This window comes from Vreelandella stevensii S18214 (assembly GCF_000275725.1).
Classification (GTDB): domain Bacteria; phylum Pseudomonadota; class Gammaproteobacteria; order Pseudomonadales; family Halomonadaceae; genus Vreelandella; species Vreelandella stevensii.
This window is the reverse complement of the sequence record NZ_AJTS01000041.1, coordinates 26,746-41,229: the sequence shown is the minus strand read 5'-3', so window position 1 is coordinate 41,229 and position 14,484 is coordinate 26,746. Positions and strand designations below refer to the sequence as shown.

The window sequence follows — 14,484 nt, the reverse complement described above, 5'->3', positions numbered from 1 at the left end:
TGTCAACCACCGTAAGGTTGTCTTGGTCTGCGCAACAATATCTTCTTCATTAACTAAGACCCTCTCCTAGGGAATCTGCGCAGTCAACGAATCGGAGGCGTCCAATAGCCTGCTCGTCACAGAGTCAACAGCCGTTGCACAGATCTCGTTACGGTTGTACCAGACCCTAACGAGTTTAATGGCGTACAGTTACCACACCAGCCCGAGCCAACTCGGTGAATCGCATTACCTTTTCTTCAACTGTTCATTTTATTTCAGCTTAAAACCGAGAGGTTGCCTGAAGTTTACTATCTGGATTGAGTATTGCACGAGGGGCTTTCATCATGGCCTGAAACTCCAAAGCGAAGACTTGAATGCAAAATCACAGGCCAGCGGGCAATAGAGTGATCAAGCACACTCATAAGACCGGCGCAAACAAATAGGCCGCTCGAGCCGCCACCCGATGCCAAAGCGGCTTATCGCTGATCTCTTCTGGCTGCATCTGCCGTGCCCGCGCGAAATCCGCCTTGAACATCGCATCAACCTCGGCGGCAAAGTCGGCGTCCATCACCATCGCCGTCACCTCGAAGTTGAGTCGAAAGGAGCGGTTGTCGAGGTTAACGGTACCCACTGCCGCACCGATTTCGTCAACCAAAAAGGCTTTGCCATGTAAGAAGCCCCCCTCGTAGCGATAGACCTCGACCCCCGCCTCGAGAAGCGAATCGAGAAAGGCATAGGCCGCAAAGTAGGTTAGAAGGTTATCTGGACGTTCGGGAATCAGGATTTTCACCTCTACTCCGCTTAACGAGGCTAGTTTAAGCATCGCCAGCACCCCCTCATCTGGCACAAAGTAGGGACTGGATATCCAGATACGCTCTTGCGCGGCGTGAATTGCCTGTTGAATCATCAGACTAGCCGTCTCAAATCGGTCTGCGGGCCCACTCGGAAGAATGAGCACCGGTGTACCATGGCCGCTTGGAATTAGCGGTGACCAGGGAAGCTCGGGGATTTCCTCAGTCGCCCAGTGCCAATCTTCAAGAAACACCAGCTGCAGCGCCAAGGCCGCAGGCCCCTCAATCATTAGGTGGGTATCACGCCACGGGCCAATTCGTGGGTGGCCTTCCAAGTATTCATCGCCAACATTGAATCCACCGACCCAAGCTCTTTCCCCATCGGCCACCATTATCTTGCGATGGTTGCGAAAGTTGAGCTGGAAGCGATTACCTGTCCCCCGCGTAGAATGAAAGCGATGTACTCGAACACCCGCCTCTTCCAGCGTCTGGAGATAGTGGCTCGGCAACGCATAACTTCCAATTTCATCGTATAGAAAGAAGACCTCCACGCCCTGCCTAGCCTTCTCAATCAGCCGTGCCTGCAGCGCCAATCCCACTGCATCAGCCCGAACGATATAAAACTGCACAAGCAGATAGCGCTCAGCAGCATCAATACCGGCAAACAAGCTCTCGAAGGTCTGCTCACCGTCGATCAGCAGTTCCACCCGGTTGCCACCTAGAAACGGCAGCTTGGCCAGCTGTTCGACACCCACCAGATGCTTGTCAGCGTGTTCATCCGAAACCCCATGAGCCCGCAGCTCGGCCAGTTTTTCAGCAAGCGCCTGCCCCAACACCGAGTTCTCGTCGCGTCGTGCAGAGACATAGCCCTGGAATTTCGTGCGGCCGAACACCCAGTAGGCTGGCACCGCCACATAGGGCAATGTGTTTAGTGAAACGATCCAGGCCACAGCTCCCTGAGAGGTACGGCTCGACATCATCGCATCCAGTGACGACACAAACCCAACCAGATGAGCAACTCCCACCACGAGCAGTAAACGACGCCAGAATCGACGTCGCCTGGAGGGCAGCGTTACTGCCCCCGGCTTTTCCCTTTCATCGCTCATGCTCCCCCTAAACCACCTTTTCTTCGCTGTAAAATCAGTTTTATCATTGCCGCAACCTGAACGGTAAAGACAATACTCACGAGCCCTACAAACCAGAACCGAAACCAATTGGGCCCAGACACCCCACTCTGGAAAACTAGATTCCTGAGACTCAGCTCATAATGTAGGAAGAGAAAGTAGATTCCATGAAGAGCAACTAGATAGAAAACCACATAGGCATAATTTTGAAGATGCTTCCATGTTGAGCTTCCCAGGAAGCGCATGGCCTTGTCGGATGATATGGCAAACAGGACGAGCCCAAAAAAGAGGGCGACTAACCCGACCATATTCGCAAGCCCGAACCCCGGATCCACAAGAACCGGGCCTGAAAGCCCCGCCAAAGGCAGCTCCTGATAGCCTAAAAATCCACGAATCGACCACCGTGCCCAGCCATCCCACACTAGAAAAGCATGCACAGAGGCAAAGATCGCAAACCAGATCCCGAAGGCTCGCCGCCAATTGACAAGAAAGCTCAATTGCCTAGGCCATATTTTCACCACAGGGCCTATCACCATGGTGACAAATAACAGGATAAAAGCAGCATCGCCTAAAGCACGCCAAGTGCGCATCTCAGCGTCCCACTCCATTCGGCTCAACCAAAAAAGATAAGCTGTCATGGCACCAATCAGTACAACAACGAAATGTCTTCCAATTCTATGACGCCTAGTCGACTTATTGGCTTTTATTGAAGACGCCGGTTTCTCTTCACTGACTTTTTTAGCTATAACGTGATTGTTCATATCTTTCTCATACCTAGACACCATTTCATCGAAATGCTAGCCCTATTTCACGCTTGATTAATATCGACTTTATTCGGGTGCCTGTGAAGCTTGGCTGTCTTTTCTCAGCGTCCCATACACCCGTATGAAAGCGTTAAAGACCCACCTCATGAAACAGTATCAAGGGTTGCTCTTGCTCTTCTACAAGCTCATCCTGAGTTGGCGGTTCGATGGGCACTACTTGACCGTCGGACCTCTCCAGCAGTTCTTGGAGTTGTGCATAATTTACCGATTGATCCACGATGTACTGATTGAGCATCGGCTGCGTCTCAAGCAGTGATTGTATGCCGTGATTCTGATCTCCAAGAAACTGATATACCTGCACAAACGCAGTGCCATCGTCCCAGCCGACCTTGATGGGCTGATCGACGATATTAACCTGAGTACCTAAAGGCACAGCACCGAATATTGCTTTAATATCTTCCGGAAACATGCGTATGCAGCCACGGCTAGCGCGCATGCCAATGCCGTCTGGATCATTAGTACCGTGAATTAGATAACCAGGTATATCGAGTAGGATGGCATGCTTGCCGAGTGGGTTATCGGGACCTGGCGGCACCACGGCGGGTGCTGATTCGCCCCGCGCCGCCGCTTCTTCACGCATGGAACGTGGCGGATACCAGGCAGGATCCTCAAGCCGCATGGTAGTGGTGGTAATTCCCAGTGGGGTGTCATAGCCGTCTCGACCAATGCCGATCGGATAGGTCTCGACTCGGGGCACCTCACCTTCGCCTACCTCCGGATAATAATAGAGACGCAACTCGGCGATGTTAATTACAATGCCAGTCCTCTCGGCATCGGGCAGGATGTGCTGGGCTGGCACGACCACTTCTGTTCCGACGCCCGGCACCCAAAGACTGACGTTCGGATTAGCCCGACGGATTTCCTCGTAGCCCAGGTTATGGGTACGGGCGATATCGAGGAGCGTATCCGCCTCGTTGTCTACCACTACCTTATAGGCCTCACCAATCAGGTCACCGTATTCAGGCAACCTGTAGTGGCCCAGTGGCCACTCCCCTGTTTCTTCAGCAAGCACAGGTGAAGTGCTCAGCAGCGTAGCAACAAGCAACGCGCCTAGCCCCGTTTTAATAGTAATGGCAGTGATGGTGTGGGAGTGCCCAAGCGTTAGTATCATTGTGTCTTCCTCTCTCGGCGGCGCAGATATAAACCGGGTTGGCTATGATTCTCCACCGGCTGTTGGCGCGACCAGGTGATCAGTGCCATGCCGACCAGTATCATCGGGGTAGTCAGGAGCATTCCCATGGTGACCCAGTCAAACGCAAGGAAGCCGATGTGTTCGTCCGGCAACCTCACGAATTCAACCGTGAAGCGGAATACGCCGTACAGCAGCAAAAAGAGACCAGAGATCAGGCCTCGCCGACGCGGTTCAGCGGAAAGCCACCACAGCAGCACGAACAGCACCACCCCTTCCAGGGCGAATTCATAAAGCGCAGAGGGGTGGCGTGGCTCTGGGCCCATGTGGGGAAACGGCATCGCCCAGGGCAGGTTGCTGACGCGCCCCGGCAGCTCGTGATTGATGAAATTGCCGATTCGCCCTGCACCAAGACCGATCGGCACCAGTGGTGCGATGAAGTCGGTTAGGGCAAAGAAGCCGAGCCGATGCTTTCGCGCAAACCATAGCGTCGCCGCCAGCACCCCGAGCAGTCCACCATGAAAGCTCATACCGCCTTCCCAAACTTTGAACAGCCATAAGGGGTTGGCCATAAACTGTTCTATTCCATAGAACAGGACATAGCCCAACCGGCCACCAACCACTACGCCTACCGCGGAGTAAAAGATCAGGTCGCTAATGTCATCGTGGGTTAGCTTAAGCCGATTAGCTCTAAGGCGCCCAAGCCACCAGGCGGCGCCGAAGCCCACCACATACATCAGGCCATACCAGTGAATCGCGAACGGGCCGAGGCTGATGGCCACTGGATCAATCTGGGGATATTGCAACATGTGGTATCTCCCAATTCATTAGAGGTGCGACCAATCGCGCCCACCGTTATTACTGATCAGCAGTTGATTGAGGTCATCAACCGCCACCAAACGCTGGGAGTCGTGCGGATCCAGCGCCAGATGCATCAGATAGCGCTCTTCCCAGCCACGCTTGACTACCTCCCAATCCCGGCTGCCCTCCCCAACTCTCAGCAAGCCTACCCCTATCATGAAGGCGTAAAGCTCTCCTTGGCTGGCCACCACCAGGCTCGTAGGGCGACGCTCAGGGTATACTTGTCGCCATCGTTCGCCTCCGTCAGGACTCATCAATAGCCCGGTTTGGGTGGCGGCATAGAGTTGTTCGGGATCACGGCTCGAGGCAGCCAGTGAAATCAGCCCGGCCGGCGCCTGGGCGCGAATCTGCCAATTGGCTCCACCATCCTGGCTGGCTTGGAGCTGGCCACTATTGGCCCCATAGAGTACGTTGGGACTGGCCTCACTGATGGTCATCTGATGAAAGTCCACCGGGCCGTCAACGCCGATAGCTAATTGTGACCAGCTGCGGCCTGAATCCTGGGACTTAACCACGCCGAGGTTGCCTCCTCTGGCCGGGTGGCCGCTGGCAAAGAAGGTCTCGGCTTCTTCTGGGTGAGGAGCAAAGCCCATGAAGTCATGGGTCTCCTCCGAGACCCGGTGGGCCATTCCATCACTACCAACGGCATAGAAGCCATGATGGGTGGCCAACCATAGTCGTTCGCTAGTCGATCGATCAACGGCTAGGCCGTGAATATGGGTCTGCTCTCGCAGTTGCTCAAGACTGATACTACTCGGTTCTCGGGAGCAACCTGAAAGCAAGGTAAGCAGGAAGGCCACGGCGAGTGGCCAGCGATAATAGGTCATGACATCACGTCCTTATCAGTCGTCAGGTGGACAAGCACCACGCAAAGCCAACGCGCAACGCCAAAGCAAAACAAGGCAAGGCAAGGCAAGGCAAGCTCAACTCACACGGATCGTTGCCATCATGCCTAGCTCTTCGTGTTCGATGATGTGGCAGTGGAACAGCCAATCGCCGGGCTTGAGGAACACCATGCGCAGCCTGAGACGCTGATAAGGAGCCAGGTTGACGGTGTCCTTCCAGGCCAGCCAGGGCGCGTCTCGCCATTCCCTGTCAGCATCGCGGGTAGCGATCACCTGAAAGTGGGTGCCATGCACATGGAAGGGGTGATCCATATGGGAGTTATTGAAGACTTCCCACTCCTCTACCTCGCCAACCTGCCCCTCAAACAGGACGTCGTTCATGGCAAAGGCACGGCCGTTGATCAGAAAATCCACCTTGGGTCGAACCGCTCTATCATCGTCGCTAGCGTGACTCGCCCCATGCCCCGGCCCATGGGTTCCGTGATGGCTGTCACTGCCGCCGTGGCCGGCATGCGGATCGCCATTCACCGCACCGTGATTGTCATGGTCTGGCATCACCTCGGTCAGTTCCACTTGACGTCTCACCACTGGTTCGCCCAGGGGTTCGATATGGGACAAGGGGTCAGGTAACGCGACGGCGGGGTATACGCCAGTATTTAGGGTATGAATCGATAATAGCGAAGCAATCTCGTCCAGATGTGCCGGCTTAGCCCCCATCCAACCACGTGTATAGGGATGACTCGCCAGCTCAAAACTCCTTTCAGATTTCTCGCTGATGCGTACTAGCAGATCGACCCGCTCACCCGGGGTGAGCAGCAACTCTTCGAGTGGTTGTGGTCGCTCGATCAGCCCGCCATCGGTACCGATCAGGGTCAACTCGTGATCTTCCAAGCGTAAACGCAAGTACCGGCCAGCACAGGCGTTGACCAGCCGCAGCCGCAGAGTAGTGCCCGGCGCCACATCAAGACGTGGCTCGCGTTGGCCGTTGACCAACAGAAGCTCCCCCTCGCGTCCATTCATCCAATCTTCGCTGGTATGGGGCGCCACTTCGCCATTCATATTCAGGCGCAGGTCGCTGACCACTAGCAAATGCTCTTCCACCTCCGCGGGCAACACGCCTAATCGGGGCCTGACCAACAATGCACCCGCTAAACCATGAGCTACCTGACGCGCAGTACCTTCATGTGGGTGGGGGTGAAACCAGTGTAACCCTGCACTCCCCCTATGAAAAACATAACGATAATGTCGTGACTCTCCTGGTAATACGGCTTCCCAGGGTGCCCCATCTTGCGACTGGGGCACCGGTACCCCATGCCAGTGCAGCGTCGTTTCCTGCTCAAGCTCGTTTATCAGCGTAATGTCTAACTCATCCCCCTCGCGCACCTCAATCAATGGCAACACTTTACCGTTGTAGAGCCACAACTTTGCCTCCAGCCCATCGCTCACTGGCAGCGCATGGGCAGCGGGGGTTAACACACTTTGAAAGCGCCCAACCTGATCACTCAAGTTTGCAATCCGAGGCAATGGTTGAAGGGGTTGTCCTGCAGGGATGCTAGCGTTATCCAGCAGAGCTGTTGGTGACGCCTGTGTATGCCGTCCGGCCAAAGCGTGAACCAATAGGCCAGACCCAGATAGGGCAATACCACCCAGGGTGGTGTAGCGAAGAAATTCGCGACGTTTCATGGCTATTCCTCGTGATTAAAATCATCATCTTGGCCCGCCATAGGCGAGCTGAACGTTCAGCGATGAAGGTTTAAACGCGAGGAGGGCGATCAAAGAGCGCGCGCGGAGCTGGCGACCAGTTGACCAGATAACGAGGCAAGGTCGACGTGGCGGAGGTTGCGTCTTCGATAAGCAGCGCTAGGTTTACCGCACACTGAGCACAGGGCATACAGCACTCTGCCATATGAGAGGCATCGTGGTCGCCAATGCTGACAGACCCAACAACGTCGATCGCTCCACTGGCTAGATCAATGTCAGTGAACAGACAAGGTTCATCTTCATGATGATCCATCGCCATGACCATCAATGGCTGCGCCAAGGCAAGGCTTAGCAGCAAACAAAGCAGCCATTTAAAAGCGGAGCAATTCATGACAAAGAAGTAATCACTATCGAGTGGAGGATATTAAGAGTATTTCATGGCTTCACAGACACACGCAACCCAAGTGCAGCAGGCAGGTTGCCGAATTACCAAAATTGATACAGGTCAACAAACTGCCTACTTTCACGCCCTGAGATGCCTTGGGCATGCCTGAATGCCATATTGAGAATTGACCTAGGTGCTACACATAGCCTCAATACTTCAGGCATCGGCCTTTGATATAGGCCTGTCGCTGATATAGGCCTGTCGCTAAGGAGAACGACCATGGATATTCGCAAGCACACTCTCGCCTTCGGACTCACCCTGGCCCTCGCAGCCAGTGGTACCGGCATTGCTTTCGCCCAGGGAATGATGGGTGACCAAGCGGGCCAGGGACGCTCCATGATGGAGGGCGGCATGGGTTCCGGCATGATGGGTGGCGGCCAAGGCGGAATGGGGCCCGGCATGATGGGGGAAATGATGGGCGGCGGCATGATGCCCTGCCCGATGATGGGCGGCGCCGGCATGGACATGATGTTGATGCTCGATGATGATCAACGCAGCGAGATGCGTGAGCTGATGCAGGAGCACCGACCTGCCCAGTTCGAACGCATGGGGCGGATGATGAACCTACGCGACGACCTGATGGCGGAGATGCACGGCGATCGCCCAGACCCTGATGAGGTTCAGGCGCTACACGGACAGATGGCCGAGTTGCACGGTGAGATGATGGCCGAGATGGTGCGCATGCGAAATGCCATGCATGACCTGATGAGCGACGAGCAGCGCCAACAGCTGGAGCAGGCCACACCCGAGAGCGGCGTCGATTCTGACGACCACGACGCCCACCACTGACCGAGATGTCACTGCGTAGGCATTAGGACGGACGGCCAACCCTGGCCGTTCTCTCATCAACGCCAGCAGGAGGTACACGATGTCCGATTCGACCCCGAACATGATCACCCTGACGGTGCCCGGCATGGGCAGCGACCACTGCGCCGGCATCGTGCGCAAAACGCTCGAACGCCTTGATGGCGTGGGCACGATCCAGACCAATATCGCCAACCATCATGTCAGCGTGACGGTCGAGGAAGGCGGACCCGACGGCAACACCCTGAAGGGAGCCGTCGAGGGTGCCGGCTATGACGTGGCCGCCGTCAGCGGTGGTGGCCAGCAGCAGATTCGCCTGACGGTGCCCGGCATGGGCTCGGACCACTGCGCCGGCATCGTGCGCAAGACGCTCGAACGCCTCGATGGCGTGGGCGAGATCCAGACCAATATCGCCAGCCACCGCGTCAGTGTGACCATCGAGGCCGGTGGCCCCGATGGTGAGGCGCTGAAGCGCGCCGTCGAGGGGGCCGGCTATGACGTGGCCGCCGTGCAGACCGAGGAGCAGGAGGCGGGCGACGGCGACGCCGAGATCGAGGAGGCCTACCTCGCCCAGGCGCGCAAGCGCCTGATCATCGCCGGCATACCCGCCACCCTGATCATGCTGTTGATGATGCCGCACATGTTCTGGCAGCCGATCCCGGGCTACCTGGCCATCGTCGCCCTGCTGGCCTTCCCGGTGATCTTTCTCTACGGCGGCGCCGCCACGCACCGCTCGAGCTGGCGCTCGCTGAAGAACGGCACCTTCAACATGGACGTGCTGATCTCCATGGGCAGCCTGCCGCCCTACCTGATCGGCCTGGTCGGCTTCATTACCCCCATGACCTCGTTCATCGAGATGGGCGCCACCATCATGACCTTCCACCTGCTGGGGCGTTACCTGGAGGCCCTGGCCAAGGGGCGCGCCTCCCAGGCCATTCGCCGCCTGCTGACCCTGGGCGCCAAGACGGCCCGGGTGGAGCGCAACGGTGAGGAGGTCGAGGTGCCGGTCAAGGAGCTGGCGCCCGGCGACATCATGATCGTGCGCCCCGGCGACAAGATCCCCACCGACGGCGAGGTGGTCGAGGGCGAGAGCCATCTCGACGAGTCCATCGCCACCGGTGAATCGATCCCGGTCTACAAGAGCCCCGGCGACAGCGTGATCGGCGCCACCATCAACAAGGAGGGGCGCCTGCGGGTCAAGGCGACCCGGGTCGGCGGCGATACTTTTCTCTCCCAAGTGGTGCGCCTGATCGACCAGGCCCAGGGTTCCCGGGTGCCGATCCAGGAGTTCGCCGACCGCATGACCGGCCGCTTCGTGCCGGCGGTGATCCTGATCGCCCTGGCCAGCCTGGCGGCGTGGCTGCTCATTCCGGATGCCCTGCGCCCGATCCTCGACTGGGGCGCGACCTTCCTGCCCTGGGTCAACCCCGAGGCCGCCACCCCGGTGCTGGCGATCCTGGCCGCCGTGGCGGTGCTGGTCATCGCCTGCCCCTGCGCGCTGGGCCTGGCAACGCCCACGGCGCTGATGGTGGGCTCCGGCATCGGTGCCGAGCGCGGCATTCTGATCCGCTCCGGCGAGGCGATCCAGACCTTCAAGGACGTCAAGGTGATGGTGCTGGACAAGACCGGCACCATCACCCGCGGCGAACCGACGCTGACCGAGGTGGTGGCCGCCGAGGGCGTCGAGGAGACGCGCCTGCTGACCCTGGCGGCGAGCGTGGAGAACGCTTCGGAGCACCCCATCGCCCGGGCCATTGTCGACGGTGCCAAGGAACGCGATGTGACGCCCGGCGAGGTCAGCGAGTTCCGCTCCACCGGTGCCCGCGGCGTCTCGGGCCGGGTGGGCGACGCGAGCGTGCTGATCGGCAATCGCCGGCTGCTCGAGGAGGAAGGCGTGGCCGGCCTCGAGGCCCTGGATGACGCCATGGGCAAGCTCGAAGCGAAGGGGCGCACCGTGGTGATCGTGGCCGCCGACGGCCAGGCCCTGGGCCTGGTGGCCGTGGCCGATACCCTCAAGGAGGAGTCGGTCGAGGCCATCCGCGGCATGCATGCGCTGGGCCTGCACGTGGTGATGATCACCGGCGACAACGAGCGTGCCGCCCGGGCCGTGGCCGAGGAGGTCGGCATCGATGAGGTCCAGGCCGGGGTGCTGCCGGAGGGCAAGGTCGACGCCATTCGCGCCCTGCAGGCGAAGCACGGCAACCACGTGGCCATGGTGGGAGACGGCATCAACGACGCCGCGGCGCTGAAGCAGGCCAACGTGGGCATCGCCATCGGCGCCGGGGCGGACGTGGCCATCGAGGCCGCCGACGTGACCCTGGTGCGCGGCGAGCTGACCGGGGTGGTGGAGGCCATGCACCTCTCGCGCGCCACCTTCGGCAAGATCGTTCAGAACCTGATCTGGGCCAGTGCCTACAACGTGGCAGCCATTCCCATCGCCGCGATTGGTCTGCTGCACCCGATGATCGGCGTCATCGCCATGACCGCAAGCTCTCTCTCCGTCATTGGCAACTCGCTGCTACTCAAGCGGCGCTTCGCCACAAACAACCCACAAGGAGACGCCAAATGAACCGCATTCACCACTGGATGATGACTGCTTGCTTAGTAATTATGGGCGTGGCCATGTTCTTTCTAATGTGGCGCGGCCAGTCACTGGGCACTGGGGCCTGGCTGTTGCTTCCCCTGACACTCTGTCTTGGCATGCATTTCCTCATGCATCGCCATTTCGGTCATCATCAAAGAAATAAGGATGAGAAGTGAGCCAGCGTCATTGCGTTCATGAAATCGATGTCTTCGGCATCAAATATAGCCAGTACTAGCTTCAGTCTTCCTTAAAGAGACAGGTGGCCAAGTAGTGACCACCTGCTATTTAAATATATAGATTTTGCTGGACTAGCATAGGTACTACTCAATATCCTGGATTTGAATATAGATAGAAAAAATAAAAACAAATAAAAAAAATAAAAAAAATACTTAATTTAACAAGAAGGAAATAACCATTGCCCTACTACCCAAACTGCATGGGCATAAGCTAGCAAGCAACCGGCCAGTTACTAAATCATGATCGCCAAAATATTCAGGTTTCTCGCTCTGTTCCTTGGCAACCGTAGTGCTAATGCTGGATGATGGCAATTCCAACTAGATGCTGACGCGTCCGAATTGCCAAAATAACGAATTATGCGGGAAAACACGCTGTCCTCCTCTTTATATCCTCTATTCTAAAGAGCTAAGCTGATTCATTCACTATGTACGTACCGGCACCCAAAATACCGGTGGGGTTAGGACTAGACATGGCCAAAGCAAATCCATAAATTCTCAAGTGGGCTCGAGAAACTGCTGGCCTAAGCCTCGAGGAGGCGGCTAGCAAACTAGCCCTTGGCGGAAAGAGAGTGACCGGCTCAGAAATGTTGGCAGCGTATGAAGCGGGTGACCGTTCACCCACTCAGCCCCAATTGATGAAAATGGTTAAGCATTACCATAGGCCTTTCATAACTTTTTTTCTGCCTACTCCGCCGCGTAGTGCCTCGTTGGGCGAAGACTTCCGTCGTCTTCCTGAGGCGAAGCGGGATGAGCATCAAGGTAGCGTAAGCGCTCTTGTTCGTGACATCTACCTTCGCCAATCACTAGTTAAAGATGCTCTTATTGACAAAGAGGAGGACGTGATTGTCGATTTTGTGGGTAAAGGGCAAGTCACTTCAGCCGTAGATAGTGCCTGCCGTACAATAAGGGACTATTTTGAAATCGATATTGCCGCATCACTACTGCTGCATGCCTTCTTCCTGGTCACCAATCTCAGCCAGTTCGACTGGCCGCCGGAGAAGGTTCTGGCGCTCTACCGTAAGCGCGGTAGTGCCGAGGCGCACATGGGCGAGGTGAAATCAGCACTCGACGTGCATCTCTCCTCGACCGACCGCGGCGCTTCCACCGTTCAAGAGGTGATGGCCCGCAACGAAGTGAGTCTGCTACTGAGTCTCTACGCCTACCAGGTCTTGCATGGACTGCGCTGCCTCCTGGAGCGGCAAACCCACCAAGGCTGGAGCCTGAGCCGGATGCGCGAGCAAGTGCTCAAGATCGCGTCCACTATCTCGCTACACGCCCGGCGCATCACTGTTCACCTTGGCGATGCCGCTGACAAATGGTGGCCCACCTTGCTTAAGGGGCTACCGAAGCTGACCGCACTGAGCTGATACACGGTTGATATCACAACCGATCCAAGCGCAAGGCGGCCATCACGATGGCTGGCGATCACGGCTGCCCTGCCTGATGGCCGGAATCGATTACTGAAGGTTATATAGCAACAAAGAAACCGTACTGTTTGGGTATATATCGGCAGGTACTCACACCGCAAATACGGCTGCTGGGAGTCGGTGCCAGCAACCTGGGGCTTCGCGATGCTCAATCAGCACACTCATGAATAAGGCGGGATAAGTGCTACGCAAGTCTGGTTGAATTAACTGAATACAACCTGGATATAGTCCAGTTAATTATCTGACCCAGATTATGCTTTGGTGTAAGAGAGGTAGGCTTAACCTACCAACATGCGTAATGGCATCCACAGACCCATGGCGATCATTACCAGATTTTCAGTTAACGATACAAAGCCCAGCGGCACATTACTGTTTCCGCCGACGCAGGCACACTTCAGCTCCCGCTTGTCGATATACACGGCTTTAAATACAGAGACGGCACCTACCGTACCAACAAATAGGGCAAGCGGCGCGGCAAACCAGGTTAATGCCCCGGCCAGCATGAGCAGGCCAGCTAGTGTTTCGGCGTAGGGGTAAACGTAGCTGTAGGGCACATAGCGCTGAGCCAGCAAATCGTAGTTCAAAAACATATTGCTGAAACTTTCGACATCCTGCAGTTTTTGTAGGCCAAGTAGCACCATAGCGGCAGCCACTGCATATTCCGGCATACGCGCTGTGAGTAACGAACCCTGTACGGCCCAGCTAATAGATAGACCTATTAGCAGTGCGACGGCAAAAATCGCCAGCACGGGCCGATAAGTCTTTTCTTTTGAATTGGAAACGCTCATTCCCAAATGTTTGCGTAATTCTTCATAGCCTCCAATGCGGCTATCACCGATGTACACTTGGGGCGTAGTGTCGACGTTTTCTTGAGCCTTGAACGCGTCTATCTCATCACGGGAGGTTAACGTGTGATCGTCAACTTCAAAGCCTTTACGCTTGAGTAGATCAAGCGTTTTCAAACCGAACGGGCACATATGCTCGGCGGTTTTCATCCGGTAAACCCGTGCAGAGGTAGTGGGTGCTGACCTTGGCATTGTGCCTCCTTTGCTAAAAAAGTAATGTTAACTAAAAGCATAGAACCTATGTGCCACACACAGGCAAGCACACCCTACTCTTTTATTTTAATATTCTAGCTACGGTTACAAATAGGCTTATGCAACGATAGACATGCCTGCTAAATAAAAGGGCCAGCATGAAGGCTGGCCCTATATTTTAAATCATTGACTATATATTAATAGTCAACATGTAACTCATAGCGGTTATTGTCCTTTTCTTTAGTACCTCCCAATGCATTACCTGTTACTTCAAGCTGATAATTACCTGGCTGCAATTGGCGAACCATTTCAAAATGGCCACGGGGGCTGGATGCTTCTGCCACCTGCTGTCCAGCTGCATTGTAAAGCACAGCAGAGATACGGTTACCAGTGCTGGTTGCGCCTGGGAAGTGCTCACTTGCTATCTTCAGCGTAGTCGCTTGTTGAATGTTAATATTGAAACGCTTTGATTGGCCTTGGGCCAGCAATTGTGTAGAAGAGACGCCTCTTTCAAGTAGTGGCAAATCTTGGATGGTCGTCCCATAGTTAGCCAATGCAGGCGTTGAAAGAATGCTAGCTACAAGCGCTCCAAAGAGAATTGATTTAACTTTCATGATAACTACTCCAGTGGTTGGTTACATGGTTATATTAGCTGGGGTTTTTGAAATGAAGCTGAATATAAAAATAAAAAATAATA

General features: G+C 55.8%; 11 protein-coding genes and 1 pseudogene. 4 read left to right on the top strand and 8 right to left on the bottom strand.

The window, feature by feature from the left end; genetic code table 11:
* Positions 1-397: 397 nt before the first annotated feature.
* From cls to HSS18214_RS18840, 6 genes are all read right to left on the bottom strand, one after another.
* On the bottom strand, positions 398-1,876 hold the full coding sequence (cls, locus tag HSS18214_RS0112015) for a cardiolipin synthase (RefSeq protein WP_050980320.1): 1,479 nt from the start codon (positions 1,874-1,876) through the stop codon (positions 398-400).
* Positions 1,873-2,655, bottom strand: coding sequence for a ferric reductase-like transmembrane domain-containing protein (locus HSS18214_RS18485; protein WP_016915544.1), 783 nt, complete (start codon positions 2,653-2,655; stop codon positions 1,873-1,875). The genes cls and HSS18214_RS18485 overlap by 4 nt, the downstream gene beginning before the upstream one ends.
* A 133-nt stretch (positions 2,656-2,788) precedes the next feature.
* On the bottom strand, positions 2,789-3,829 hold the full coding sequence (locus HSS18214_RS0112005; protein WP_016915543.1) for a L,D-transpeptidase family protein: 1,041 nt from the start codon (positions 3,827-3,829) through the stop codon (positions 2,789-2,791).
* Positions 3,826-4,656, bottom strand: coding sequence for a prolipoprotein diacylglyceryl transferase (lgt, locus tag HSS18214_RS0112000; RefSeq protein ID WP_016915542.1), 831 nt, complete (start codon positions 4,654-4,656; stop codon positions 3,826-3,828). The genes HSS18214_RS0112005 and lgt overlap by 4 nt, the downstream gene beginning before the upstream one ends.
* An 18-nt stretch (positions 4,657-4,674) precedes the next feature.
* The gene (locus HSS18214_RS0111995; protein ID WP_026001908.1) at positions 4,675-5,535 is read right to left on the bottom strand and encodes a F510_1955 family glycosylhydrolase; all 861 of its coding nucleotides are present in this window, start codon (positions 5,533-5,535) and stop codon (positions 4,675-4,677) included.
* Positions 5,536-5,631: 96 nt separating this feature from the next.
* Positions 5,632-7,236: a multicopper oxidase family protein gene (locus HSS18214_RS18840; protein WP_026001907.1), complete on the bottom strand. Its 1,605-nt coding sequence runs from the start codon at positions 7,234-7,236 to the stop codon at positions 5,632-5,634.
* 682 nt (positions 7,237-7,918) lie between these two features.
* On the opposite strand from HSS18214_RS18840, the gene HSS18214_RS0111985 reads away from it, so the two are divergent.
* The 4 genes and pseudogenes from HSS18214_RS0111985 to HSS18214_RS18205 form a co-directional block, all read left to right on the top strand.
* Entirely contained in the window at positions 7,919-8,488 is a 570-nt protein-coding gene (locus tag HSS18214_RS0111985; RefSeq protein WP_016915538.1) for a Spy/CpxP family protein refolding chaperone, read from the top strand.
* 79 nt (positions 8,489-8,567) lie between these two features.
* Complete coding sequence (locus HSS18214_RS0111980; protein ID WP_016915537.1) at positions 8,568-11,072, top strand: heavy metal translocating P-type ATPase; 2,505 nt, start codon at positions 8,568-8,570, stop codon at positions 11,070-11,072.
* The gene (locus HSS18214_RS0111975) at positions 11,069-11,263 is read left to right on the top strand and encodes a DUF2933 domain-containing protein (protein WP_016915536.1); all 195 of its coding nucleotides are present in this window, start codon (positions 11,069-11,071) and stop codon (positions 11,261-11,263) included. The genes HSS18214_RS0111980 and HSS18214_RS0111975 overlap by 4 nt, the downstream gene beginning before the upstream one ends.
* 998 nt (positions 11,264-12,261) lie before the next feature.
* A pseudogene (locus HSS18214_RS18205) lies at positions 12,262-12,690 on the top strand (transposase); the annotation flags it as partial.
* Positions 12,691-13,028: 338 nt separating this feature from the next.
* Here the strand turns inward: HSS18214_RS18205 and HSS18214_RS0111965 are convergent.
* Together HSS18214_RS0111965 and HSS18214_RS19115 are read right to left on the bottom strand one after the other, a co-directional pair.
* Positions 13,029-13,745: a MauE/DoxX family redox-associated membrane protein gene (locus HSS18214_RS0111965; protein ID WP_229800895.1), complete on the bottom strand. Its 717-nt coding sequence runs from the start codon at positions 13,743-13,745 to the stop codon at positions 13,029-13,031.
* Positions 13,746-13,984: 239 nt separating this feature from the next.
* A complete protein-coding gene (locus HSS18214_RS19115; protein ID WP_156808516.1) occupies positions 13,985-14,401 on the bottom strand; it encodes a hypothetical protein in 417 nt (138 codons plus the stop codon).
* Positions 14,402-14,484: the final 83 nt, after the last annotated feature.

Coding starts and splice junctions, on each gene's coding strand:
- cls (WP_050980320.1), bottom strand. CDS start 1,876: ATGAGCGATGAAAGGGAAAAGCCGGGGGCAGTAACGCTGCCCTCCAGG.
- HSS18214_RS18485 (WP_016915544.1), bottom strand. CDS start 2,655: ATGAACAATCACGTTATAGCTAAAAAAGTCAGTGAAGAGAAACCGGCG.
- HSS18214_RS0112005 (WP_016915543.1), bottom strand. CDS start 3,829: ATGATACTAACGCTTGGGCACTCCCACACCATCACTGCCATTACTATT.
- lgt (WP_016915542.1), bottom strand. CDS start 4,656: ATGTTGCAATATCCCCAGATTGATCCAGTGGCCATCAGCCTCGGCCCG.
- HSS18214_RS0111995 (WP_026001908.1), bottom strand. CDS start 5,535: ATGACCTATTATCGCTGGCCACTCGCCGTGGCCTTCCTGCTTACCTTG.
- HSS18214_RS18840 (WP_026001907.1), bottom strand. CDS start 7,236: ATGAAACGTCGCGAATTTCTTCGCTACACCACCCTGGGTGGTATTGCC.
- HSS18214_RS0111985 (WP_016915538.1), top strand. CDS start 7,919: ATGGATATTCGCAAGCACACTCTCGCCTTCGGACTCACCCTGGCCCTC.
- HSS18214_RS0111980 (WP_016915537.1), top strand. CDS start 8,568: ATGTCCGATTCGACCCCGAACATGATCACCCTGACGGTGCCCGGCATG.
- HSS18214_RS0111975 (WP_016915536.1), top strand. CDS start 11,069: ATGAACCGCATTCACCACTGGATGATGACTGCTTGCTTAGTAATTATG.
- HSS18214_RS0111965 (WP_229800895.1), bottom strand. CDS start 13,745: ATGAAAACCGCCGAGCATATGTGCCCGTTCGGTTTGAAAACGCTTGAT.
- HSS18214_RS19115 (WP_156808516.1), bottom strand. CDS start 14,401: ATGAAAGTTAAATCAATTCTCTTTGGAGCGCTTGTAGCTAGCATTCTT.